The sequence below is a fragment of the Flagellimonas onchidii genome (assembly GCF_004804315.1).
GTDB lineage: Bacteria > Bacteroidota > Bacteroidia > Flavobacteriales > Flavobacteriaceae > Flagellimonas > Flagellimonas onchidii.
Map to the genome: position 1 here is coordinate 118,620 of NZ_SRXX01000003.1, position 21,931 is coordinate 140,550.

Below are 21,931 nucleotides of genomic sequence, written 5' to 3' on the forward strand. Positions count from 1 at the left end.
CCTTTTTACTTTGTTGATACCTAAAAGTAACGTTTAATTTTCATTTTCTCGTATGTCTAAGTTTTTCGTTGTAACAGTATTATTATTGATTTCCTGTTTTTCCTCGGCCCAGGAGGTTGATTTGCCAGCAGACTTTAGGCAGCACAACCTAACACAATTCAATGCGAACTTGTTGAACGCAACGTATAGCTTAGACTGGAACAACCCGAATTCACTTTCCGTATGGTCGCGTTGGCAATGGCAATCCATTGATGGTGACCCTACCAGCTTGTTCATCAACTACACACATGGTATAAACCTGGATTCATCTTTTGGTGTAGGCTTTTTGCAGCACAACACTGGAGTTTATTTAAATACAGGTGCGAATTTGAACTATGTTCACGCAATTTCTTTGGATGGTGTAAGATTGTTTTTTGGAGCGAATGTGTTTGGTTTTCAACAAAAGCTTGCCGATGATGCTGTAATTCCTGATGGAGAACCCCCAAGAGAAGACAGCAGCGGTTTTATTGTTACAGCTTCCCCTGCGGTGCGGTTACAAGCGGATGGATTTGGCTTGGGTCTTGCCATTGAGAATGCAGCGGATTTCAGTCTATCGAAAGACACAGAAACGGAAAGCACTTCGGCATTTATAGGGACGATCAGCTACGACTTTCCGGTTGCTCTTCTATCATCATATGGAGAAAGCCATGTCAGACCTATAATTTATATGAAGAGTATATCGGGAGCGGATACACAATTTGGTATAAACGGACTACTTTCTACTCCCATATTTTGGGTTCAAGGCGGATATAATAATTTTTATGGTCCATCAGGTGGGGTTGGTTTTACACTTGCAAGACAATTCTCTATAGGAGCGTTGTTAGAATTTGCGACTGATGATGCTTTTGGTAACGAAAAATCAACATTGGAGTTGGTGGCTTCTTACCATTTTGGAAAAAGTGATGCTCGAAAAAAAGTGGTAGGGTTTGATGTAGACAAGGATGACGAATTGGCGTTAGCGCGTATTAGGGCAGAAGAAGAAAGAAAAGAACGTGAAGCTTTGGAGGCTAAAAAGATACAAGATCAGCAAGAAGCTCAAAGAAAGGTAAGAGAAGAGCAGATACGGGTGACCGAGGAAGAAAGAAAGGAACAGCAGAGGCAGCAGCAACTGTTGGCAGAGCAAGAACGGCAACGAGATTCCATTGCTCTAGCGCAGCAAGAAGCACAAAGATTGCTTTTGGAAGAAAAAAGAAAGGATAGTATAGCTCAAATCCGGCAACAAGTAGTAGAGGTGAAACCAAATGAAAAGTATCAAGAAGTCACCGACGCAGATGGATTGGAGCCAGGATTTTATCTAATCGCCAATGTATTTGGCACCAAGCGGTATTTTGAAAATTTTATAGCCACCTTAAAAAAGAAAGGACTGAGCCCTAAATCCTTTTATAGAAGTCAGAACAAGTTCAATTATGTGTATCTGGAACGCTATGATACCATGCAAGAAGCTCGAAAAGCTAGGGATAGCAAGTTTTTTGGCAAGTATTCGGAGAAGACTTGGATTTTTAGGGTGCGAAGAGATTGAGTATGAAATTATTTCTTAATTTCTTTTTGAACCAAATGTTCTAGATACGCAATGGTGTTGATCAAGTATTTTCTGTCACGTGTCATAGTACTCATTGAGATGGCGCCCTGAAGCATTGTGAACAACTGTTTCGCAAATTGCAATGGGGGGACGGGCAAATGAATCTCACCAGTTTTGATTCCGTTTTCCAGAACCAAAGCTATTTTACCTTCAATTTCCTTGATGGTTTCTTTTACTGCCGCGGCCAATAATTTATTGTTATTTTGAGCGTCCACGCCAACATTCAATATTGGGCAACCTCCCAAATTAAGAGTGAATACATCGTACTGCTTATAGAATCTTAATAGGTTGAATATTTTGTCCAAGGCTCCACCATCAACATCCAATTTTTCATCTATGACCGCCAACAAATGATTTCGGTTAAATTCAAAAGCTGATAAAGCAAGTGCTTCCTTGTTTTCAAAATTTCCGTAAATGGCTCCTTTGGTAAGTCCGGTTGCATCGGTAAGATCACTCATGCTGGTACCTACATATCCATACTTGTTGAATATGGGTGCAACCGTCTCAATAATGTAGGCGGTAGTCCTTTCTGCTTTTTTGGTCATAGTGGTTCGGGTTGGTTCTGGGTATGGCTAATATATAAAAATCAGATACTGTATGGTATATTAAAAACATAAAAGCCTTTATTTTAACACAATAAGGGCTAATAATTCTATTTGATATGTTGGGTAGAGCTGTTATCCAGAGCTTGTCGAAGGATAGACAACTATTGACTGAGTACTTTCTTTATTCGAAAAACACTTCGACAGGCTCAGTGTGACACAGCATGCCATTACACCAATTCATTTTGGTTTCTAAAGACCAGTTGCTCATCGAAAGAATCCAATAAAACAATACTGTCGGCCTTTATTTTTCCTGCCAATAATTCTTTGGACAGATTGTTAAGCACCTCTTTCTGAATCAATCGTTTTACAGGTCTTGCACCGAATTGTGAGTCATATCCTTTTTCCGCTAAATAAGCAATGGCTTCTTCCGTAGCATCCAAGGTAATATGCTGTTTGGCAACCATCTTTTTAAGATAATCCAGTTGTAACCGCACAATTTCCTTGATATTTGATTTGCTCAACGGTGTGAACATAATTATATCATCAATACGATTCAAGAACTCTGGTCGAATAGTTTTCCGCAGTAGACCCATTACCTCTATTCGAGCTGCATCTGCAGCATTTTCAGGGTCAACAGCATCCTCAAACTTTTCTTGAATGATCTGACTTCCCATATTACTGGTCATAATGATAATGGAATTCTTAAAATCCGCTACACGACCTTTGTTGTCTGTCAATCTTCCTTCATCCAATACCTGCAAGAGAATATTGAAAGTATCGGGGTGCGCCTTTTCGATTTCATCGAGCAGAACTACGGAATACGGTTTTCTCCGAACGGCTTCGGTCAGTTGTCCTCCTTCATCATACCCGACATATCCGGGAGGTGCTCCCACCAATCTGCTCACAGAATGACGCTCTTGATATTCGCTCATGTCAATACGGGTAATGGCATTTTCATCATCGAAAAGATAGGCCGCCAACGTTTTGGACAATTCTGTTTTTCCTACACCAGTATTGCCGAGGAACAAAAAGGAGCCTATAGGTTTTTTTGCGTCTTGTAAGCCGGCCCTACTTCTCCGTATGGCATCCGAAACGGCAACTATAGCTTCTTCTTGACCCACTACGCGTCTATGAAGTACATCTTCCAATTGAAGCAATTTTTCGCGTTCGCTCTGCATCATTTTGGTAACAGGAATACCCGTCCACTTGGCAACAACCTCTGCAATATCTTCATTGGTCACTTCTTCCTTGATCAATGTTCCTGCACTTTGTTGATTTGCTAACTCATCTTGCAATTGCTGCAATTTTTCTTGAGACTCTTTTATTTTTCCATATCTGAGCTCTGCTACTTTTCCATAATCACCATTTCGCTCAGCGCGCTCTGCTTCGAGTTTATAGTTTTCAATATCCTGCTTTGTTTTCTGGATATTATCCACCACGCTTTTTTCACTTTCCCATTGGGCAAAAATCTCATTACGTTCTTCTTTCAGGTTCGCCAATTCGAGATTTAAGCTTTGCAATTTGGGCTTGTCATTTTCTCTTTTTATGGCTTCAATCTCAATTTCGAGCTGCATTATTTTTCGGTCTAACACATCCAATTCCTCAGGTTTGGAATTGATTTCCATCCGAAGTTTTGATGCTGCCTCATCCATAAGGTCGATAGCCTTGTCCGGTAAAAACCGGTTTGTGATATAACGTTGTGAAAGTTCCACAGCAGAAATTACCGCTTCGTCTTTGATACGAACTTTGTGGTGTGTCTCGTATTTTTCCTTGATTCCACGAAGAATAGAAATTGCACTTTCCGTATCGGGCTCATCAATGACCACTTTTTGAAACCTTCGTTCAAGAGCCTTGTCCTTTTCAAAATATTTTTGGTATTCGTCCAAGGTAGTGGCCCCTATGGCTCGCAGTTCACCTCTGGCGAGTGCAGGTTTAAGAATGTTTGCCGCGTCCATGGCACCTTGACCGCCCCCGGCACCTACCAAAGTGTGTATTTCATCAATAAAGAGTACAATGTCTCCATCGGATGAGGTTACTTCTTTGATTACGGATTTTAAACGTTCTTCGAACTCTCCCTTGTACTTTGCGCCGGCAATAAGTGCTCCCATATCCAAGGAGTAAATGATTTTGTCTTTCAAGTTTTCGGGAATGTCACCTTGAACAATTCGGTGAGCCAATCCTTCGGCAATGGCAGTTTTACCTACACCCGGCTCTCCAACCAGCATAGGATTGTTTTTTGTTCTTCGGGAAAGGATTTGGAGTACTCTTCGAATTTCTTCGTCCCGTCCAATAACAGGGTCCAGCTTACCGCTGTCTGCCAACTGATTCAGGTTTTTAGCGTATTTATCCAAAGAATTATAGGTGTCCTCCGCACTTTGTGAGGTTACTTTTCCACCTTTCCGAAGTTCTTGGATGGCTGCGGTCAAATCTTTTTCTGTTACCCCTTGATCCTTTAGGATTTGGGCGATTTTACTTTTGGATTTGAAAATTGCCAATAGCAGATGTTCTATGGAAACGAATTCGTCTCCCATTTTTTTGGCAATAACACTAGCTTCATTCAAGGATTTTCCTGCCTCTCTTGAAAGCATGATGTCGCCTCCTGATACTTTTGAGAAACTTTCCAATTCCTTTTCCAAAATTTGATGGAGTAGGGAGGTGTTTACATTCAGTTTTTTTAAAATAAAGGGAAGCACATTTTCATCTACGTCTGAAATGGCTTTAAAAAGGTGCTCGTTTTCTATCTGTTGATGTCCAAGCCCTTGAGCGAGCTGTTGCGCTTGCTGAATGGCTTCTTGTGATTTTATGGTAAAATTGTTAAAGTTCATTTTCAATGTTTTTACATCTATTGGTCAACAACCCTACCACAAGCAATGAACCGTCAAAATGTCTGTAAAACCCTAAAAATAAAGGACATTTCGTCAGTTTGTAAGCTTTTTGAAAAGGCTCGACATATCTATTAAATTTACAGCATGGGAATATTCAATAGCTTATTTGGCAATAAAGAAGAGAAAGGGAGAGAAGAAAAACAAATTCCATGGATACCTTTGACCTCTCTGGAGCAATTGGATGATATTGCAGAAAATTCCAAAACAAATACCCAGCTCATCTTTAAGCATTCTACAACTTGCGGAATAAGCAGAATGGTATTGAATATGTTTACCTCTAATTATAAGGTGGAAAAAGATGCGGATATCTATTTTTTGGACCTGCACGCACATAGAGAGGTTTCCAATGCCGTGGCATCCAAATTTCAAGTGTTGCACCAATCTCCGCAATTGCTGATTATTAAGAACGGAGAGGCTACCTATCATACTTCGCATGGATCAATTGCAGATTTAGATTTAAGCGAACTTGTGTAGAGAAAGGTATTTATCAAATCGAGCCCAAACGATACTGAATCCTTAAATGAACATGGATATCGATTACGCTCGATTTGATAATTTAATTAATCATCGAAGTGATTATCCGCAACAAACCGGTTCTGGGCAATAATGGACTTTAACCTTAACTTTAGGTCCTCACCGGCATCGTAAACCATTTGCTCATTGGTAGGGAACGGAACAGCCCTAACGTTAAGCAAAGTGATAAGATCTGTGTCCAAAGCTCTCTTATCGCCTCTATAATTTGCATATACGTGCTCAAATATAAATTCACTGCTTAACGGATAAGAGTTGATTTCCTGACCACTCTTCAAATCCGTAAAACTAACTTTAGCTCCGATTTGGGCAGCTTTAAATTGCGTGAACTGGTAAAAGTTGCACTTCACCTTTTTGAACTTATCAACTTTTATGTCATTTCCGAGACTGTCTTTGGCTACATTTCCATTATCATCCAGAACATATTTATAACCATCTTTGACCAGTTTTTCTTTTATAATCTGCTTCTCGTTTACTTGTTCAGGTGAAACGTTGATTTCCCTAAAGTCGAGATTAAGCGCATAGTCATATTTAACATTGGCCACAGGATTGGCATGGTACTCCATCCAAAAGTTGTTAATGCCATATGCATTGAAGTCCAGTAATTCTTCTTCCAATCTTTCCGGGATGATCTGTTGTGTATCATTTCCGATTTCAACCCTTACATATTCAAGTCCTTGGGTATAGGCCTCGTCCATTTTGGCAATGGTCTCCTTATATCCTGGATTGATTTCCTGCAAGTATTTCAATTCTTCGTATGCAATTCTGTAATCAGCCTTTTGCTTTGCAGAAGACAGTAGTCCATTTGCATTGTTGTACAAGTATTCAGAAAGGTTGTTCTTGGTAGAAACAATTTTGGAATCATAGTTGACAAAGTCGAAAGAGGCGTTCCTGTTTTCATTATAAATAGGAAGGGGCATCAATGGTCTGATTCGCTCCTGAATTCGCTTCAGCTGCAAATACTTGTTGTAAATGGTTTCCAAGTTTGCCGGGTTACCATCTCGATTCAAAAACGATATTTCCTCCATTTCGCGTTCCGCATTTTTTGCGAAAGCATCCTCCAACAACAAAACATAGGTTTGATGACCTTTTTTTGTCTTGTTTTCCGTTAGATTCTTGATGGCCCTGTTCATGGCTGAATGATAGTTACCACTATTCAGGGCTTCTTGGGTTTTTTTGACCCCGCCACAGGCCGTAAGTATGATCAATAAACTAATGAGTAATGTTTTTTTCATGGCATTTCGATTTTATTGGTTTTTTAGGAGGTTTCCAACAGCCGTGCCAAAAACCTCTAGTTTAGTAACGAAAAAGGGTAAACGGTAGTATAATATCGATGAAATACATAAAAACAAGCTGTTTTTCATCAATCTTCTACCTAAAGCACATTGTTAATTGTCATTTGATAAAATACTTCCTCTCCTCATTTTTTTTTCAGTTCAAATTCCCATTCTATTCGTAATTTTGGGACTTCTTAATTTAAAGGCAAATGCAAAGAGACCAGCAGATTTTTGACCTCATCGAGGATGAAAGAACTAGACAGTTAGAAGGAATTGAGCTTATAGCTTCGGAAAACTTTACCAGCCCACAGGTTATGGAGGCAGCTGGTTCGGTTTTGACCAATAAATATGCCGAAGGTTATCCTGGGAAACGATATTATGGAGGTTGTGAAGTAGTGGATGAGGTAGAGCAGTTGGCCATTGACCGTGCCAAGGCACTTTTTGGTGCGGAATACGCGAACGTACAACCTCACTCTGGTTCTCAGGCCAATGCTGCGGTGTATCATGCTTGTCTTAAGCCTGGTGACACTATTTTGGGTTTTGACCTTTCCCATGGAGGACACCTTACCCACGGCTCCCCGGTTAATTTTTCTGGTAAGTTGTATAATCCTGTTTTCTACGGTGTAGATAAAGAAACGGGCACGTTGAATTATGATAAAATCCAAGAGATTGCTACAAAGGAACAGCCAAAATTGATAATTGCAGGAGCATCGGCCTATTCCCGTGATATGGACTTTAAACGCTTCAGGGAGATAGCGGATAGTGTCAATGCTATTTTGTTGGCAGATATATCGCATCCTGCAGGTTTGATTGCAAAGGGCATTTTGAATGATCCCATTCCACACTGTCACATTGTAACGACCACGACTCACAAGACACTTCGTGGTCCTCGAGGAGGGCTGATTTTGATGGGAAAGAACTTCGAAAATCCATTTGGTATACGTTTGAAGAATGGAAACCTTAGGAAAATGTCCGCTTTGTTGGATTTAGCAGTTTTCCCTGGAAACCAAGGTGGACCATTAGAACATATAATAGCTGCTAAGGCAGTTGCTTTTGGGGAAGCGCTTTCTGATGATTTCTTACATTATATGCTACAGGTTAAGAAAAATGCAGCGGCAATGGCAGCGGCATTTGTTAAAAGAGATTACAAAGTAATTTCGGACGGAACGGACAACCATATGATGTTGATTGACCTTAGGAATAAGAACATTACGGGTAAGGACGCTGAAAAAGCATTGGAAAAGGCAGCTATTACGGCCAACAAAAATATGGTCCCATTTGATGACCAATCTCCATTTATTACTTCGGGTATTCGATTTGGAACAGCTGCAATTACGACTAGAGGACTCAAGGAATCTGACATGGAAACCATAGTCGAATTTATTGATGCTGTATTATCAGATTCAGAAAACGAGGAAAATATTGCTCAAATAAAAACAAAGGTCAATGAACTTATGAAGTCAAGACCTTTGTTTAATGGTTAGAACCAACTTGGGAATAATTGGATTTCTACTTAGATAACTTTAAAGGATTTTAATCTAAAAGAAACAAATCCTCATTTAGCAGTTTTTTGGTTTTTAAATTATAGACTTTGGCGTCATGGTTATTGCCGTCGTCAAAATAGAGACCCCAATAGTCAAAATAACTTGGCTTTTCTTGCTTTGATTCGGGAAGCTGAGGAGGGATATCTTCGAATACCGGAACAAAAATTTCATAGGGCATCTCAGTAAGTCCTTTGGTAAAGTAAACAAAGTGTTCACTTAGCCTATCCAATATGTTTCCAAGCTGTTCGGGAATACTCTGATTATATATCCTATTGATTATTATAGAGGTATCGTTAAAGTGTAAAGAGATTTCTGCAATATCAACGGCACCTTTATTTAATAGACTCAGTGTTTTGTACGCCGTATAAAATGGTGTTGATTCGGATTCTTCTATGGTCTGCTCAACTCCACTCCAGCTTTCACTGTTGAAGTAATGCATGCCTTCGGTCAATGCAAAATTACATTGGAGTTCTACAGTAAGGTCCGCCCTGTGCTTTTCCGTAAGATAAACACACTGAATGGAGACCTTTGCAAAAAAGTCTTTTTCTAACGAACGTGTAAACTCCTCCAAGCCTCGCGCAATAATAAAACTGCTTATTCCGTCAAGGGGGAATTTATAGTCGGATTTTTTTTGGAATGGCATATTTGGTAGATTGTTATAATGTTCTCTACCAAAGTTAAAACGAATCTTTTTTTTCAGATTGGAGGAAATCCTTAAAAATTCTGGGGTTTTTCTTGTGTTTTGGGCTTATTTTGAATCAAATTCAAAAAAAAGCGGACATTTTGTGTCCGCAAGTTTTTTTTAGGATTGACAGCCCACTAAATAAAACCACGATTTTTTGCAGCCAAAATCAAGGCAAGATCATTCTCGTTTTCTGTGCCAAAAAGAGATTTCAAATGTCGTTTTCTGTTTTCAATTGAGGAAGGGGACAATCGAATGAACTTTTCGAGATCCTTGTTTTTGGTGCCAATGGATAAATGATATAAAATCTTTTTATCCTTTTCATCTAAATTGATATCGTTGGCCATTTTCTTTCTAATCGCGGCCAGTGCTTTATAGGAATAATATGGTGGATTAAGGGCTACTACTTTGACGGCCTCTTCCAGAGTCTTGGGGTCAATATCAGATTTCACCAAATAACCATCTGGATCCACCGAGGTAAGAATACTGTTGATTCTGTAACTGTCCCCAAAGGAGGACATGTAAACAATCTTTGTGTCGGGTACTAGCTGGCGTGCCAATACACCAAGCTCTTCTCCAGAATGCGGCTGATTCTCGTTCGGAGGGTACAATTGGACATCAAGAAAAAGAATGTCATATTTAAAGGCGTGCACAGAATCCTCGATCATTTGTTTGCCCGATTCATACGAGTTGGCTGTATCCAAAATAATGTTGTGACCCTCGAAAACAATTCGCTCAAGTATAAATTTGTAGCCCAACATGGTCATTTCATGATCATCTATCGCTAATATGCGTAACGTCTTTATTTGATCTTGATTTTCTTCCATACTTTAAACATTCAACATTTGTCTATATTCAATGATATCGGCCTGACTCTCCAATTGAACATATTGTGTAGGTAACACAACGGTTACTATAGTGCCTTTACCTTTTTTACTATTTAAACTTAGGGTTCCGTTGAGCTTTTCGACTCTCGAAATCACATTTCTATGGCCGATGCCACGTTTGCCCTTGCCAGTATCAAAACCGACTCCATCATCGGCGATTACCAATTTCAACAATCCTTCCTTAACACTAAAATTGACATCCACTTTTTGGCAACGAGCGTGTTTGACGCAATTTTGAAGTGATTCTTGCACGATTCTGTAGGCATTGATTTTAATATCCCCTACCATGCTGTCCCACTTTACATCCTCATCATATTTAAAAGAACATTCAATTCCGGAAGACTTGCTAGTGGTATTGATCAACTCCTCGATGGATACAATAAAGTTATGAATTTTTTGATAAGAGGCATCACTAAGTTCATGCGAAATGGTACGTATTTCTTCCTCCACACCTTGGAGTTTTTCGAGAAGCTCGGAACGTTGCTCTACGGATGAGGGATCTTCTTTTTCGTTCAATCCGCTAAGAATTAATCGAATACCAAGCATTTGGCCCAAAATTCCATCGTGTAGTTCTTCTGAAATGCGTTTTTTCTCCAGTTGTTTACCTTCTTCAAACTTGCCCTGCTGGGAGAGCATAAGGTTGTATATTTCTTGATTGGATTCTTGTTGTTTTTGTTCAAACTTTAGTTTGTTATTGGTAATACGTTGCGAAATAATAGTGAAAAATGCCAAACCAAGTGTAATCAGCCCTAAAACCGCCCCGATCCAAATCTGTTTTTGTCGGGTAAGTACCTCGTTCTGTTCAATGACCTCATCGGTCTCTAACCGGATTCGGGCAAATTTATCGCGGATCATACGTTCTTCTTCCTTTATCTTTTCACTTAGAGTATAATATTGGTTGGAATAAGCGACTGCATTACCTACATCAATATTGGTCAATAACCGGAGTACTTCCAAAAAGTGCTCATTGTTGGAAGTTTCTTCTGCCAGGACCAATGCTTCATTTGCAACTTGTACTGCTTTAAGCGTATCTTTTTGTATGGCTAAAATTTCAGCATAATATTGTTTTGCCCGGGCTTGGTCCATTGAAAAACCTATACTGTCATTGATGGCGATGGAACTTTGAAGCAGGTTTTGGGATTTGGCAATATCCTTTTCTTTTTTCATTAGAGTATAAGCAAGGTTGACTTGAACGGTGGAATATAATTCTGGATTAAGTGACCTTAAATCATAATCATTTATCAGTTTGGTATATGACCCCTCTGCTTTCTCATAATCTCCATTCCTCATAAACACTCTGGCAATGTTATTTTGGTTTTGCCATATAAGATTTTTATTATGAGAACTTTTGGGATTATACAAGTAAACACTTGCTTTCATATAATATTCCAGCGCCTTTTCCGAATTCTTCATATTACTGTTAATCGCACCAAGCATATTGTTGCAATTATAGATCCTTAGCTCATCATCCAAATCATTAAAAATGCGTAGGGCTTTGGTTGCATTTGTTTCAGCACCTAGATAATCTTTAAAATAATCTTGAATCGATCCCATATTATATAAAATCCTTCCTCTAAGAGATTGGGAAGTGGAATCTATTGGTAGCTTATCAAAACTTTTAAAAGCCTGTTGATAATGAAAATAGGCACTATCCATAACCATATAAGATTTGAAGAAAGCGGCCAGATCCCAATGGGATTCACCTAACGCTTTAAAAATCCCATCATCTTCGGATAATTGCCGAACCTTAAGGTTCATTTGTCTAAATTCCAATGAATCTTTCAATTTTTTATAAGCAAGGGAGATTCTGGAAAGGTGGTCCAAACGGATTGTATCATTAGTAATTGAATTAGCCTTTGACTCGGCCATTCGTAAATAGTCTTTTCTGTTGTCCAACGATAATGGAACACTATCTCTGGCAATATTTATCCAACCATTAATAGCTTTCGATTCAGGTAATGTAGTAATGGTCTTATCCTGGGATTGCCTTCCGCAACTGGCAAGAATAATAAGGAGTAGTATTAAACCCTTGTTTTTCAACTTGGTATGATAAAAATAGGCGATTATTTATTTTCTTCTACTACAAGGTATAAAAAAAGCCCCAAATCGGATGGGATTAGGGGCCATGTTTGTACCAGTTTAGGTTATAATTTTCTGTCATCATCAACTACGGACTGCATAGTTGAAAAATAATTCTTTGTAACCAAATTGTTTGCACTGTTTTGGTCAAAATTTGTTGCATCTATTTTAAAAGTTGTCATAGCTTTTGAAGTCAAAGGACTTTTTTTGGCATCGTTATTACCGCATGACAATATGAATAGACTGACAATTAAATAAGTAATTATAGAGGTTGGTGTATTCATCTTGAGCTATGAAATATTCAAGACGAAGATTAATTTCTGTCATCATCACTTTTACTATTTCCAGTATTGGCATCTGGATCTAAGGTCTCAAATAAGTTTTCAGTTTCTGCAACACTTGTTTCTGATTCGCAAGAAAACAATCCTAGGGTAAATACTGCAATGGCCAAAATGCTTAACGTCTTTCTCATAATTGTGTGTGTTTTGATTAGATATTTCGGTTAACTACCACAAGATATTTAGACGTTAATGAGAGCGCTAAGGGTATGCAAAGTTTTTAGCAATTACATGAAATGTGCTAGAATTTTGCTGTAATCTGCAAGAATTGATCTAATTAAGGGTCTCTATTGCCGTTTTGGAGAGTATTTGCTTTAGGTCATCTACCTTGTTCTTGTAGGTCTTGGTAAATGGAAGTTCCTCTTCCTTATCGTTACGAAGGGTACAAGTGCACTTACCATAGTTGATGCCCGATACATACCTGCTATTTATAATGTAGCTTTGGTGCACCCGCACAAAGGATTTAGGCAATTTTTTCTCAAAAGACTTAAGCGTTTTGAAAGCACTTACCACAGTACCATTAGCCATAAAAAAGTCCGTGGCGTTGTTGTCCGATTTCAAATACAGGATTTCACTGGTGTCCAAATACCGATAATCGCTATACGATTTTAGGCAAATGGTGGATGGAGTGTTTGTTTTGGGAAACAATTTGCGCAACCGCATAATGGTTTTTCTAACATCGAACTCGGTATGTGGTAAAATCCAATAATCAAAGAAACCACTTTTAATGGCATTGTACGCATACTTTTTGGAAGTGGAATATCCTACTATTATAGGTAATGAAGGTATAAACTGGTTAAGCTCGGTCACCATCTGAAAATGCTCCATGCTATTTTCATTAAGGTTGATCAAGACTAGGTCGGGGATAAACTTTAAAATGGTGTTCATGCCCTCTTGGGAACTCCTTGCGTTTCCTACACAGTTAAAATCCCCATACTCCTCCATGTGAAGTTGTAATTGGAGCTTTGAGGTAGCGCATGAATCAATTATGGCATAAGTGTAATCCATAGGTAAAGTACTGGGTGCAAGATACTAACGACCAAAAAAAACCGATTGCAGATTTCCCTTAAAAAAACTACGGATTTCCCTCAAAATCAGGAAGTTTATATGATTTTTCTCATAAAATTTAAAGAAAAACTAGTTTTCCTTAACAATTTCGTACGCACCAATGTCAGGGTCGGTATTTCGTTCATTCCCTAAAAGGTCTATAGGAATAGGAGGGTTTATGTTCGAATTTGCTGCATCAATGGCTGCAGAATTCGGGCCAATTTCAAACTGACCTTGAAAAGGATCTTTAAAATCGGGATCCTGATTTAATAAGATATTTTGGTACTTACTTACGTCGGAAAAATCATAGAGCGGATTGTTCTCAAATTCGTTGCCGGTATCATTGAACTTTAAAAGACAGTTTTGAAACAAAAAGTTGAATCCAATATTTTGGTTTTCCAGTAGGGACAATTCCAATGGCAGTGTTCCTTCTATAATACAGTTTATAAAGTCGGCCTGTTCCAGAGGTGTTTCAAGAGCATTATCCATAATCAATGTAGGCCAGTTACGGGGTGTATCATTCCAATAATTAGCCAAGGTGCAGTGCACAAAACTGTATTTGCCCCCTTGACTAGCAAAGAAAGCACTGTTTCCACTGCTACCCAAAACGGAATTCTGGGCATTGATGTACGAGGTTGTCGCCCACAAATTAAAGCTCTGACTGTTTAGTATTTGCGAATTTTTTAAAACCAATGTAGGTTCACTGAGTATACCATCTCCTTCAACTCTTAGCCCCACAGTGGCATTTTTAATAGTAAGATGTTCCATTTGGTTGTTGATACTGCCTTCACGAAGCCAGACCGTTCCCCATTGCCCTGGAATGTCGCTATAAGCGGGCTCTAGACGGTCACCTTCAAAAATGACCTCATTTTCAAGAAGTTCTTGGTCTTCGCTCAGTAATCCATTAATGAGCAATGAAGCTCCGGACCCGACCAACAGACCTGAATCTTTATGAAAATGTATCCTTGCGCCGGCGTCAATAGTTAGGGTATTGCCATTTGGAACGGAAGCATAACCATAAATCACGTAAGGTTTTTCATTGGTGAATAGCAACTCATCTGCTTCCAAGAAAAAGCCTTCGATTCGTATTTCATTTCCATTTTCATCCAAACCCAACACAAGGGTTTCCTTGGTGCCGTTGGAAAGAGTAGCAGGATATAAAAAAACGGCATCTTTCACCAAAGTGACAAGTTCAACTTTTTGTTGACTACCACTAGTGCCGAACAAAAGACTTTCTGTGTAGAGAAATTCATTTTCAGGAACTTGTGAAACATCAAAAGTGGTTTCTATAAAGACAAACAAACTATCCTTTGCCAAGATGGGAATGTCTGTAAATTCCTTTCCTGATTGGCCATCCACATTAAGTCGATAACTGCTTGTCTGACCTGTTTCCAGCCCTATAAATGGAATCAATAAGTCTTCATTACTGCGATTAAATACCTTTAAGGTATAGGTTGCGCTTCCAATATTGGTGAAGATGGTATCCAGAAAAACAGTATCCTTTGAAAATTGAAGGTTGCCCGTACTGGGAGCATAGTCAAAATCTTTTCGGCAAGAACTCCATAAACCTAAAACGACCAAGATGGCAATTACGGCAAAGGGCTTTAGAAAAGAATTCATGTTTTGTTGAACAATTGTTGTATGGTTTCTGGAATGCGCTTAGGTCTAAACGTTTTTGCATCGAGCAGACACCATTCCGTTATTCCTTTAACCAATAAATCGCCAGTTTTATTGTTCTTTATTTCCACAACTCTCTTAGATATGGGCCCTTTGCTCTCAGCAATGTAGGTTGATATTTGAAGTGTGTCGTCCAATACAGCGGACTTATTATAGGTGATATTGTGATTTTTCACAACCCAGATGAGTTGTTCCCGTATCTCTGGGGAGGTGGCTTGAACCCAGTGTTCTTTGGAAACTTCTTGAATCCATTCAACATACCTGATATTATTGACATGGTTAAGTTCGTCAAGGTCGTTTTGCTGAACAGGAAAGATCCGTGAATAGGTTTGCATTAATTTTTCTTACGGATGTTGACTTCAAAGAGTTTGTCCCAGTTTTTGCCCGTCACAAAAAACGTTCCCCGTTCTTTGTGGTAGGCCACACCGTTCAATACAGAATTATTCTCATCCCATTCTGGCCCTTTTTTGACTTTACCTTTCAATCCTCCGAAGTTGATAACACCTTCAATGGCCCCAGACGTGGCATCGATGATCATCATACTTTCCTTTTGATACACATTGGCATAGATTTTTCCATCCACATATTCCAGTTCATTGGCCTTATTGAAAATGGATTTGTTGGTCACAGTTTCAATATATCCCTGTTCTTCAAGGGTCTCGGGGTTCAAAAACCAGATTTTTTCAGTACCATCACTTTTATACAACTTGGAGCCGTCGTTACAAAGTCCCCAACCCTCACGGCTATTGCCATAACTGAAATTCTTGATTTTTTCTAGATTGGAGGGATTGAATACGTATCCAATACCAGAGCGCCAGGTCAGATTATAGAGTTTATCGTTCATCAACGTGATTCCCTCTCCAAAGACCGAATTGTCCAAATCAATTTTCTGTAAGATTTCCCCGGTTTTAAAATTCACCTTCCGTACTGTGGAAGCTCCTTTTTTGCCCGTGCTTTCATATAGGATACCATTATGAAATTCCAACCCTTGCGTGTACGCTTTTGTATCGTGCGGATAGGTGTTTATGATGTCATAGGTATAGACTTCGGGGGCCTTGGCCGATAAAAGCCTTATTTTTTTTGTGATTTCCACGGATTCTTCTCCCAAATTGATTTTGGCTACCAAATTTTTATTCCCTAAGGTGGGCATATCTAATTTGATTTTCCCGTTGGAAAGGGGAAGGGTTTTACCATCGATGGAATAGATAATAGCTTCAATTTCGATGTTTTTTTTGTTTTTAATGGCAACTCCAACTTCTTGGTTTTGTTGAAATTTACTCTGTTTTCCTTCTAATTCAATGGAAAAAAGTTTTGAAGGATCGGCATTGCCGCCGCATCCTAGGAAAAAAACAAGCAGGCATAGGGATGAAAGTATCTTGACCATAGTTTTATGTGCGTATGTCATCTTTAACAGCATTGTCATCGAAATTAAGAATGAAATAGGATTGCAGCAAATTTAAAAGGTCGTATATTTGCCCTTGGCAAGTCCTACACGACCAGCTCCTGCAAAATCCCCCAGGGTGGGAACGCAGCAAGGGTATGCGGTCGTAGCGGTGCGATGTAGGTAGCTTGCCTTTTTTTGTGCTCTAAATTCTCCTGATCACGTATCTTTCAAAACAATTGTAAACCAGATAAATGGATAAAAAAGTTGTATTGATCACTGGTGGTTCTTCTGGAATAGGAAAATCCATTGGAACCTATTTGACTTCCAAAGGATTTACGGTATACGGCACTACCCGAAGTCTTGAAAAGTATCCTGATTTTGATGTTTTTAACTTAATTACTTTGGATGTAAAACTGCCTGAGACTGTTAAAACAGCTGTAGACTTGGTCATTTCCAAGGAAGGAAGGTTGGATGTTTTAATCAATAATGCCGGGATGGGTATTACGGGGCCTATAGAAGAAACTCCGCATGAAGAAGTGTTGAATGTTTTTGATACCAATCTGCATGGACCTGTGCGCATGATGAAAGCCGTGTTGCCGCAAATGCGGAAGCAGGGAGGAGGGTTGATAATCAATATAACCTCCATTGCGGGTTACATGGGCTTGCCGTTTCGAGGGTATTATTCCGCGACAAAAGGAGCTTTGGGCCTAATTACAGAAGCGCTCAGAATGGAAACTAAAAGTTTTGGAATTAAGATCACTAATCTTGCCCCGGGAGATTTTGCAACCAACATTGCTTCCGGACGTTACCATGTTCCTGTGACCAAGGGTTCGGCTTATGAAATTGTTTATCAAAGCAGCTTGGATTTGATGAATGAGCATGTGGATTCGGGTGGTGACCCGATAGAAGTGGCCAAAAAAGTCTACTCCATCATTCAAACCAAAAAACCGAAAGTACATTATCCCGTAGGTGCTTTTATGCAAAAGATTTCACTTCTTCTAAAGAAGGTTCTACCAAGTAAATTATACGAGAAGCTTTTGCTCGACCATTACAAGCTTTAAGGTGATGGCATGTTTTTTGATTGCATTGAAAACATGAAACCAAAGAACAGTATTACTATCATTTTAATAGCGGCCATAACTTTTCTTTTTCAGGGCTGCGACGAGATTTACGAGTGTGTTTTCAACATTAATCCAGAACTTCATGACAAGCCTTTGGAGATTGGGTTTGTTGGTGAAAGATATTTCGATAGGGTTACTGCTGAAATCAGCAATGAGGTCAATGACAATGATTACTTCTATGAATTTGATGTTTTTGGGGAACTACCTCCAGGAATTTCCTATGATATTGACCGAAGATCCGTGGAGTTTTTTGGAATTCCCGAAGAACAGGGTACCTTTAGGTTTAGAGTGGAACTCTTTGTAGAATCTTATGATTATGACGGATACGATGGAAGCCCTACCTGTTCGGATTCCACAGTTCGCGAGTTCATGATTCAGGTTGTTGATTAAGAAGTGTTTTAATCAAAGGAACTTAGCATAGGTTATTTATTGTGGAAGTAGACTTAAAGACTGTAAGAAAAACAAAATACGTTTCCTATAATAGCCTTATTGTTGATTAACATCTTAATTTATAGAGATTAGGACTACTTGTCCTTTGTACATATTAAGCTTATGCACATTTCTACTTCATAGATCACAGAAAACCCATAGAATTTTTAAGGTTTTCCTACAATCCCGTTTGAACGCAAGTGGTTATTTTAGCAGCTAGTCCCCTGACATTTATTAACTGTTAAATCTTAAATTCCTACTTATGAAAAAACATTCTTTTCTAAAATTTGCGTTATCCTTTATTGTTTTGTTCGTGTTCTTCTATTCCTGTGAAAAAGAAGAATCCTTGGAGTTAGAAACTGTTCAAGAAACAGAACAATCCAACGTTCTTGTTGAGGAAGTCGATTTCAATTCAATTCCCGAACTATCGGAAGCGCTGAACAGTGTTTCGGGGAAATCGAAATTGGCAAGGTCATATTCGGAGAAAGGGGATTCTAAATACTGGATAGACGAGGAAGATATTTTAAAACTGAGAGATTCGGTCAACAATGAAAGTTATGCAGTTGTTATACATTCGGATAAACCGTCTCAGAAAACTTTGTACAATCTCATCGTAACCAAAAGAACAGATGGAAACCCAATCACCCCCTTTGTAATAGAATATAATTTTAATAGCGGAGAAGCATCCAATTTTTCATTGGATGATGAAAATTATTTTGATGGTACAATAAATATATATTCTTTAGAGCAGTTTGCTGATGCCACAGGGTTTAATGCCAAAAATACTAAACCTGTGATTTGTTTCCCTGATGTTGTTCAACCGAAAACTAGGACTGCCAATGCTCCTAATTCTAGTTCTTCTGGCAATGCCCCTTCTGGTTCAAATGGGGGTTCTTCCACTTCTGGAAGTGGAAGTACAAGTGGTTCCAGTGTGAGTTATGGTCGCCCACGTATTTCCTTTACGCCTATTTATGGGAGTAAGCGCAAGGGAAAGCGAGCTACTGTTTATGGTGGCGAGGTCAAACTTATGGCAAGAACCTCCGACCCAGGATGGCAAAAAACTACCGTAGGCTCAATATCTGGCAAAGACAACAATCCTTGTCCTAAAGGAACAGTTTCGATAGTCGTAAATGTAACGGAAAAAATCGATAACCAAATTACTAATCCGTGTGCAGCTAGAATAGTAAATAATGCAAATATTGCTGATAATAGCTTGACCAAGGATATGAAAAAGGCATTTGGGAATGACGATAGTAATTTCGACCTTATCTACAAACAAAAGGATTTGCCAACCAATAATAATCACCAAACTCTAGGTCAGACAAATGTATCATTAAGAAACGGTAAAATTGACAACATTACAATTTGGTTGGACTCTGACTTTTTGAAAAAGGGTACGGATGTATCAATTTTTTCCGTTGTAATACATGAAAATATGCATGCCCTTATGTACTACCAACTAGATAGAAAGGGGATTGCTCCAAGCAATCCGAATGTTGATTTATCTATTTTGGCTGACCAATGGTCAAAAGCTGTTGCTCAAAACTCCAATGGTGTAATGCCTCCCGATAATTTAGCTTATACACAACATGAGATTATGTCTGGACTTGTGGATACTATGGCGGGATATATTAGTAATTTTGCAAAGAGTAAGGGCTACCAAATCGATAGTAGTCAGGCATTGGCATTGGCATGGGTAGGTTTGGAAGATTCAGTTGCTTGGACAGTTATGGATAGTGATTTAAAAGAAACTTATGAAGATATCATTGATTATGAGACAACTGGTTTTGAAATCCTGTCTGTTGGCACTAAGTGTAACTAACTTTATAGCATGTACTGCTCACGGTCAAGAACGACTAAATAACACTATTTACTATAAATTAGTAAGAGATATTATTTTTCAGGATACTATCGTTCCAAAATGGAGGGCTGAAATTATTGAATCGAGAGTTAAGAGCGGTCAATTGACCAAAGAGGACAGTACTAAGTATTATAAGGTAATTAAAGAAGTAAAGCTCTTATTGCATAGGCAATACGCAAATTTGTTTGCAAAGGATGCGTTGCTGGGTGATTTGGAGGAAAACGGCTACCTTCAAAAATATTTATCGAAAAAGAAGATAAAGGAGATTATCAATAGTTTTCCAGAAGATGGTTTTCATGATGCACCATTAGTAGACGATAGAATTGAACTGATAACCGAGTTTCCCAAATGGGATGATTATCATAAATTTTCCATGCCAGTTTCGATAGGAGAAAATCGTTTTCTAGTATACCATTATAAGGCTTTTGGGCGGTTTAATTACAGATATGGTGTGATTATTTTTTCAACAATTGATAATAATGATTACAGGATTGAGAAAGAAATAATTTTAAAAGAAGTAAATATGTAGCTAGAATGCAAAAATGACTTATTTAAAATCAGCTATGAGATACGTTGTTTGCCAATTTATGCTGTTGTATTGCTCATTTGTTTGTGGGCAAAATGCCGATGTGGATGTATCGATCCATCAAATTGATGAAACCTTGGCTTTTTATATAATCAATCACAGCGACCTCCGTCAGGAAGTTACTCTTACTATCTCTGCTCAAGGTTTGTTGGGATATAAGCAACCAGTTACAAAGCTTGTTCCTGCAAATGATTCTATTCATATGATAGCCCTTTCATTTGTCAAAGAAAAGCCTTGGAGCTATGAAACCAGTTTTAGCTATAGGTCAGTACCTACCAAAGAGGAAATTGTTCGTCAAAATGAAACTATTAAAAAAGAGTTGTTTAAGCATCTAGAGGTGCGTACTGGCCAACCTATTTTGTTTTACAAAGAAGGATGTACGAGGTCGATGTATGCAAAAGAAGCCTTGGATAGAAAGAATATCCGGTATAAGTTTTTAAATGTTACGAAAATTCCACATTATGAAAAAGTGTTATTTGAGCTTTTAAGGATACAGAACCCCGATGCAGAGACTTTTCTATATCCTGTATTTTTAATTGATGGCAAATTGAATTATAGCATGGACAACTTAAAATGGTTCATGAGAGGATTAACGTCAAAAAAGCGTTAATCTACTAATATGGGTTTATAACAAAGGCCGACATTTTCTTAAAGACTCAGTCAAGAGCAATTTGTTCATTTTTTTCAAATAATAGAAGAGTGGTTTTTTATTGTTGTAAATTCGCAACGAATTCTATTACTATTTAAAAACAGCACAAGGAACATGAAATTTTTTATTGATACGGCCAATCTTGACCAAATTGCCGAGGCTCAACAATTGGGAGTTTTGGATGGAGTTACCACCAACCCTTCATTAATGGCCAAGGAGGGAATTACAGGAACGGAAAATATTTTAAAACATTACGTGGACATCTGCAATATTGTTGAAGGCGATGTTTCGGCAGAGGTAGTTTCCACTGAGTTTGATGCCATGGTAAAAGAAGGGGAGGAGCTGGCCAAACTACATGAGCAGATTGTGGTAAAGGTACCAATGATCAAAGACGGGGTAAAAGCGTTAAAGTACTTCTCCGATAATGGGATTAGAACTAATTGCACCTTGGTGTTTTCGGCAGGTCAGGCACTTTTGGCGGCCAAAGCAGGAGCAACCTATGTTTCTCCTTTTTTGGGAAGATTGGATGATATCTCTACCGATGGATTGAATCTTATCGCAGAAATCCGTCAGATTTATGACAATTATGCTTTTGAGACTCAAATTTTGGCTGCATCCATACGCCATACCATGCATGTAATCGATTGTGCAAAAATTGGAGCAGATGTAATGACAGGTCCTTTGTCATCCATTACAGGATTGCTAAAGCATCCACTTACCGATATTGGATTGGAAAAATTCTTGGCGGATTATAGAAAAGGAAATTCCTGACCTAAAAACAGCATTTGAAC

At 38.7% G+C, this 21,931-nt stretch carries 20 protein-coding genes and 1 other RNA gene; 10 read left to right on the forward strand and 11 right to left on the reverse strand.

What is annotated here, in order from left to right; all coding sequences use genetic code 11:
* Positions 1–52: 52 nt before the first annotated feature.
* A complete protein-coding gene (locus E4661_RS04475) occupies positions 53–1,558 on the forward strand; it encodes a PorP/SprF family type IX secretion system membrane protein (protein ID WP_136465624.1) in 1,506 nt (501 codons plus the stop codon).
* Between the two features lie 8 nt (positions 1,559–1,566).
* Here E4661_RS04475 and E4661_RS04480 read toward each other — a convergent pair whose 3' ends face one another.
* Both E4661_RS04480 and clpB read right to left on the reverse strand, forming a co-directional pair.
* Positions 1,567–2,163: a TetR/AcrR family transcriptional regulator gene (locus E4661_RS04480; RefSeq protein ID WP_136465625.1), complete on the reverse strand. Its 597-nt coding sequence runs from the start codon at positions 2,161–2,163 to the stop codon at positions 1,567–1,569.
* A gap of 227 nt (positions 2,164–2,390) precedes the next feature.
* Positions 2,391–4,988: an ATP-dependent chaperone ClpB gene (gene clpB, locus E4661_RS04485; RefSeq protein WP_136465626.1), complete on the reverse strand. Its 2,598-nt coding sequence runs from the start codon at positions 4,986–4,988 to the stop codon at positions 2,391–2,393.
* 144 nt (positions 4,989–5,132) lie between these two features.
* Here clpB and ytxJ point away from each other — a divergent pair, with 144 nt between their 5' ends.
* On the forward strand, positions 5,133–5,522 hold the full coding sequence (gene ytxJ, locus E4661_RS04490; RefSeq protein ID WP_136465627.1) for a bacillithiol system redox-active protein YtxJ: 390 nt from the start codon (positions 5,133–5,135) through the stop codon (positions 5,520–5,522).
* A gap of 86 nt (positions 5,523–5,608) precedes the next feature.
* Here ytxJ and E4661_RS04495 read toward each other — a convergent pair whose 3' ends face one another.
* On the reverse strand, positions 5,609–6,814 hold the full coding sequence (locus tag E4661_RS04495; protein WP_136465628.1) for a hypothetical protein: 1,206 nt from the start codon (positions 6,812–6,814) through the stop codon (positions 5,609–5,611).
* A 251-nt stretch (positions 6,815–7,065) separates the two neighbouring features.
* Between E4661_RS04495 and glyA the strand changes: the two genes are divergently transcribed.
* On the forward strand, positions 7,066–8,340 hold the full coding sequence (gene glyA, locus E4661_RS04500; protein ID WP_136465629.1) for a serine hydroxymethyltransferase: 1,275 nt from the start codon (positions 7,066–7,068) through the stop codon (positions 8,338–8,340).
* A gap of 49 nt (positions 8,341–8,389) precedes the next feature.
* Here glyA and E4661_RS04505 read toward each other — a convergent pair whose 3' ends face one another.
* The 8 genes from E4661_RS04505 to E4661_RS04535 all read right to left on the reverse strand — a co-directional run bounded on the left by E4661_RS04505 (position 8,390) and on the right by E4661_RS04535 (position 16,494).
* Positions 8,390–9,043: a hypothetical protein gene (locus tag E4661_RS04505; RefSeq protein ID WP_136465630.1), complete on the reverse strand. Its 654-nt coding sequence runs from the start codon at positions 9,041–9,043 to the stop codon at positions 8,390–8,392.
* Positions 9,044–9,219: 176 nt separating this feature from the next.
* Positions 9,220–9,909, reverse strand: coding sequence for a response regulator (locus E4661_RS04510; protein WP_313779183.1), 690 nt, complete (start codon positions 9,907–9,909; stop codon positions 9,220–9,222).
* A 3-nt stretch (positions 9,910–9,912) separates the two neighbouring features.
* A complete protein-coding gene (locus tag E4661_RS04515; protein ID WP_136465631.1) occupies positions 9,913–12,009 on the reverse strand; it encodes a tetratricopeptide repeat-containing sensor histidine kinase in 2,097 nt (698 codons plus the stop codon).
* A 352-nt stretch (positions 12,010–12,361) separates the two neighbouring features.
* A complete protein-coding gene (locus E4661_RS19030) occupies positions 12,362–12,520 on the reverse strand; it encodes a hypothetical protein (protein WP_168796327.1) in 159 nt (52 codons plus the stop codon).
* A gap of 139 nt (positions 12,521–12,659) precedes the next feature.
* Positions 12,660–13,394 (reverse strand): LytR/AlgR family response regulator transcription factor, encoded by a 735-nt coding sequence (locus tag E4661_RS04520; RefSeq protein ID WP_136465632.1) that lies wholly within the window; start codon positions 13,392–13,394, stop codon positions 12,660–12,662.
* A 129-nt stretch (positions 13,395–13,523) separates the two neighbouring features.
* The gene (locus tag E4661_RS04525; RefSeq protein WP_136465633.1) at positions 13,524–15,053 is read right to left on the reverse strand and encodes a choice-of-anchor Q domain-containing protein; all 1,530 of its coding nucleotides are present in this window, start codon (positions 15,051–15,053) and stop codon (positions 13,524–13,526) included.
* Positions 15,050–15,445 carry an acyl-CoA thioesterase gene (locus tag E4661_RS04530; protein ID WP_136465634.1) on the reverse strand — a complete coding sequence of 132 codons (396 nt, stop codon included), beginning with the start codon at positions 15,443–15,445 and terminating at the stop codon, positions 15,050–15,052. Before E4661_RS04530 ends, E4661_RS04525 begins: the two co-directional genes overlap by 4 nt.
* A complete protein-coding gene (locus E4661_RS04535) occupies positions 15,445–16,494 on the reverse strand; it encodes a glutaminyl-peptide cyclotransferase (protein WP_136465635.1) in 1,050 nt (349 codons plus the stop codon). The genes E4661_RS04530 and E4661_RS04535 overlap by 1 nt, the downstream gene beginning before the upstream one ends.
* 95 nt (positions 16,495–16,589) lie before the next feature.
* Here E4661_RS04535 and ffs point away from each other — a divergent pair.
* From ffs to fsa, 7 genes are all read left to right on the forward strand, one after another.
* Positions 16,590–16,688: signal recognition particle sRNA small type (gene ffs / locus E4661_RS04540), an RNA gene on the forward strand.
* A 57-nt stretch (positions 16,689–16,745) separates the two neighbouring features.
* A complete protein-coding gene (locus E4661_RS04545; protein WP_136465636.1) occupies positions 16,746–17,555 on the forward strand; it encodes an SDR family oxidoreductase in 810 nt (269 codons plus the stop codon).
* Positions 17,556–17,588: 33 nt separating this feature from the next.
* Positions 17,589–18,005 carry a hypothetical protein gene (locus E4661_RS04550; RefSeq protein ID WP_136465637.1) on the forward strand — a complete coding sequence of 139 codons (417 nt, stop codon included), beginning with the start codon at positions 17,589–17,591 and terminating at the stop codon, positions 18,003–18,005.
* A gap of 301 nt (positions 18,006–18,306) precedes the next feature.
* Complete coding sequence (locus tag E4661_RS04555; protein WP_136465638.1) at positions 18,307–19,866, forward strand: hypothetical protein; 1,560 nt, start codon at positions 18,307–18,309, stop codon at positions 19,864–19,866.
* A complete protein-coding gene (locus E4661_RS04560) occupies positions 19,799–20,434 on the forward strand; it encodes a hypothetical protein (RefSeq protein WP_136465639.1) in 636 nt (211 codons plus the stop codon). Before E4661_RS04555 ends, E4661_RS04560 begins: the two co-directional genes overlap by 68 nt.
* 34 nt (positions 20,435–20,468) lie before the next feature.
* Positions 20,469–21,101, forward strand: a complete 633-nt coding sequence (locus tag E4661_RS04565; RefSeq protein WP_136465640.1) for a hypothetical protein — start codon at positions 20,469–20,471, stop codon at positions 21,099–21,101.
* 153 nt (positions 21,102–21,254) lie between these two features.
* The gene (gene fsa, locus E4661_RS04570; protein WP_136465641.1) at positions 21,255–21,911 is read left to right on the forward strand and encodes a fructose-6-phosphate aldolase; all 657 of its coding nucleotides are present in this window, start codon (positions 21,255–21,257) and stop codon (positions 21,909–21,911) included.
* Positions 21,912–21,931 lie beyond the last annotated feature (20 nt).

Bases quoted from the DNA above. Each gene is read 5' to 3' on its own strand.
- E4661_RS04495 (WP_136465628.1), bottom strand. From the start codon at position 6,814: ATGAAAAAAACATTACTCATTAGTTTATTGATCATACTTACGGCCTGT.
- E4661_RS04520 (WP_136465632.1), bottom strand. From the start codon at position 13,394: ATGGATTACACTTATGCCATAATTGATTCATGCGCTACCTCAAAGCTC.
- E4661_RS04510 (WP_313779183.1), bottom strand. From the start codon at position 9,909: ATGGAAGAAAATCAAGATCAAATAAAGACGTTACGCATATTAGCGATA.
- glyA (WP_136465629.1), top strand. From the start codon at position 7,066: ATGCAAAGAGACCAGCAGATTTTTGACCTCATCGAGGATGAAAGAACT.
- E4661_RS04550 (WP_136465637.1), top strand. From the start codon at position 17,589: ATGAAACCAAAGAACAGTATTACTATCATTTTAATAGCGGCCATAACT.
- ytxJ (WP_136465627.1), top strand. From the start codon at position 5,133: ATGGGAATATTCAATAGCTTATTTGGCAATAAAGAAGAGAAAGGGAGA.
- fsa (WP_136465641.1), top strand. From the start codon at position 21,255: ATGAAATTTTTTATTGATACGGCCAATCTTGACCAAATTGCCGAGGCT.
- E4661_RS04545 (WP_136465636.1), top strand. From the start codon at position 16,746: ATGGATAAAAAAGTTGTATTGATCACTGGTGGTTCTTCTGGAATAGGA.
- E4661_RS04560 (WP_136465639.1), top strand. From the start codon at position 19,799: ATGAAGATATCATTGATTATGAGACAACTGGTTTTGAAATCCTGTCTG.
- clpB (WP_136465626.1), bottom strand. From the start codon at position 4,988: ATGAACTTTAACAATTTTACCATAAAATCACAAGAAGCCATTCAGCAA.
- E4661_RS04555 (WP_136465638.1), top strand. From the start codon at position 18,307: ATGAAAAAACATTCTTTTCTAAAATTTGCGTTATCCTTTATTGTTTTG.
- E4661_RS04525 (WP_136465633.1), bottom strand. From the start codon at position 15,053: ATGAATTCTTTTCTAAAGCCCTTTGCCGTAATTGCCATCTTGGTCGTT.
- E4661_RS04505 (WP_136465630.1), bottom strand. From the start codon at position 9,043: ATGCCATTCCAAAAAAAATCCGACTATAAATTCCCCCTTGACGGAATA.
- E4661_RS04530 (WP_136465634.1), bottom strand. From the start codon at position 15,445: ATGCAAACCTATTCACGGATCTTTCCTGTTCAGCAAAACGACCTTGAC.
- E4661_RS04535 (WP_136465635.1), bottom strand. From the start codon at position 16,494: ATGGTCAAGATACTTTCATCCCTATGCCTGCTTGTTTTTTTCCTAGGA.
- E4661_RS04480 (WP_136465625.1), bottom strand. From the start codon at position 2,163: ATGACCAAAAAAGCAGAAAGGACTACCGCCTACATTATTGAGACGGTT.
- E4661_RS04475 (WP_136465624.1), top strand. From the start codon at position 53: ATGTCTAAGTTTTTCGTTGTAACAGTATTATTATTGATTTCCTGTTTT.
- E4661_RS19030 (WP_168796327.1), bottom strand. From the start codon at position 12,520: ATGAGAAAGACGTTAAGCATTTTGGCCATTGCAGTATTTACCCTAGGA.
- E4661_RS04565 (WP_136465640.1), top strand. From the start codon at position 20,469: ATGAGATACGTTGTTTGCCAATTTATGCTGTTGTATTGCTCATTTGTT.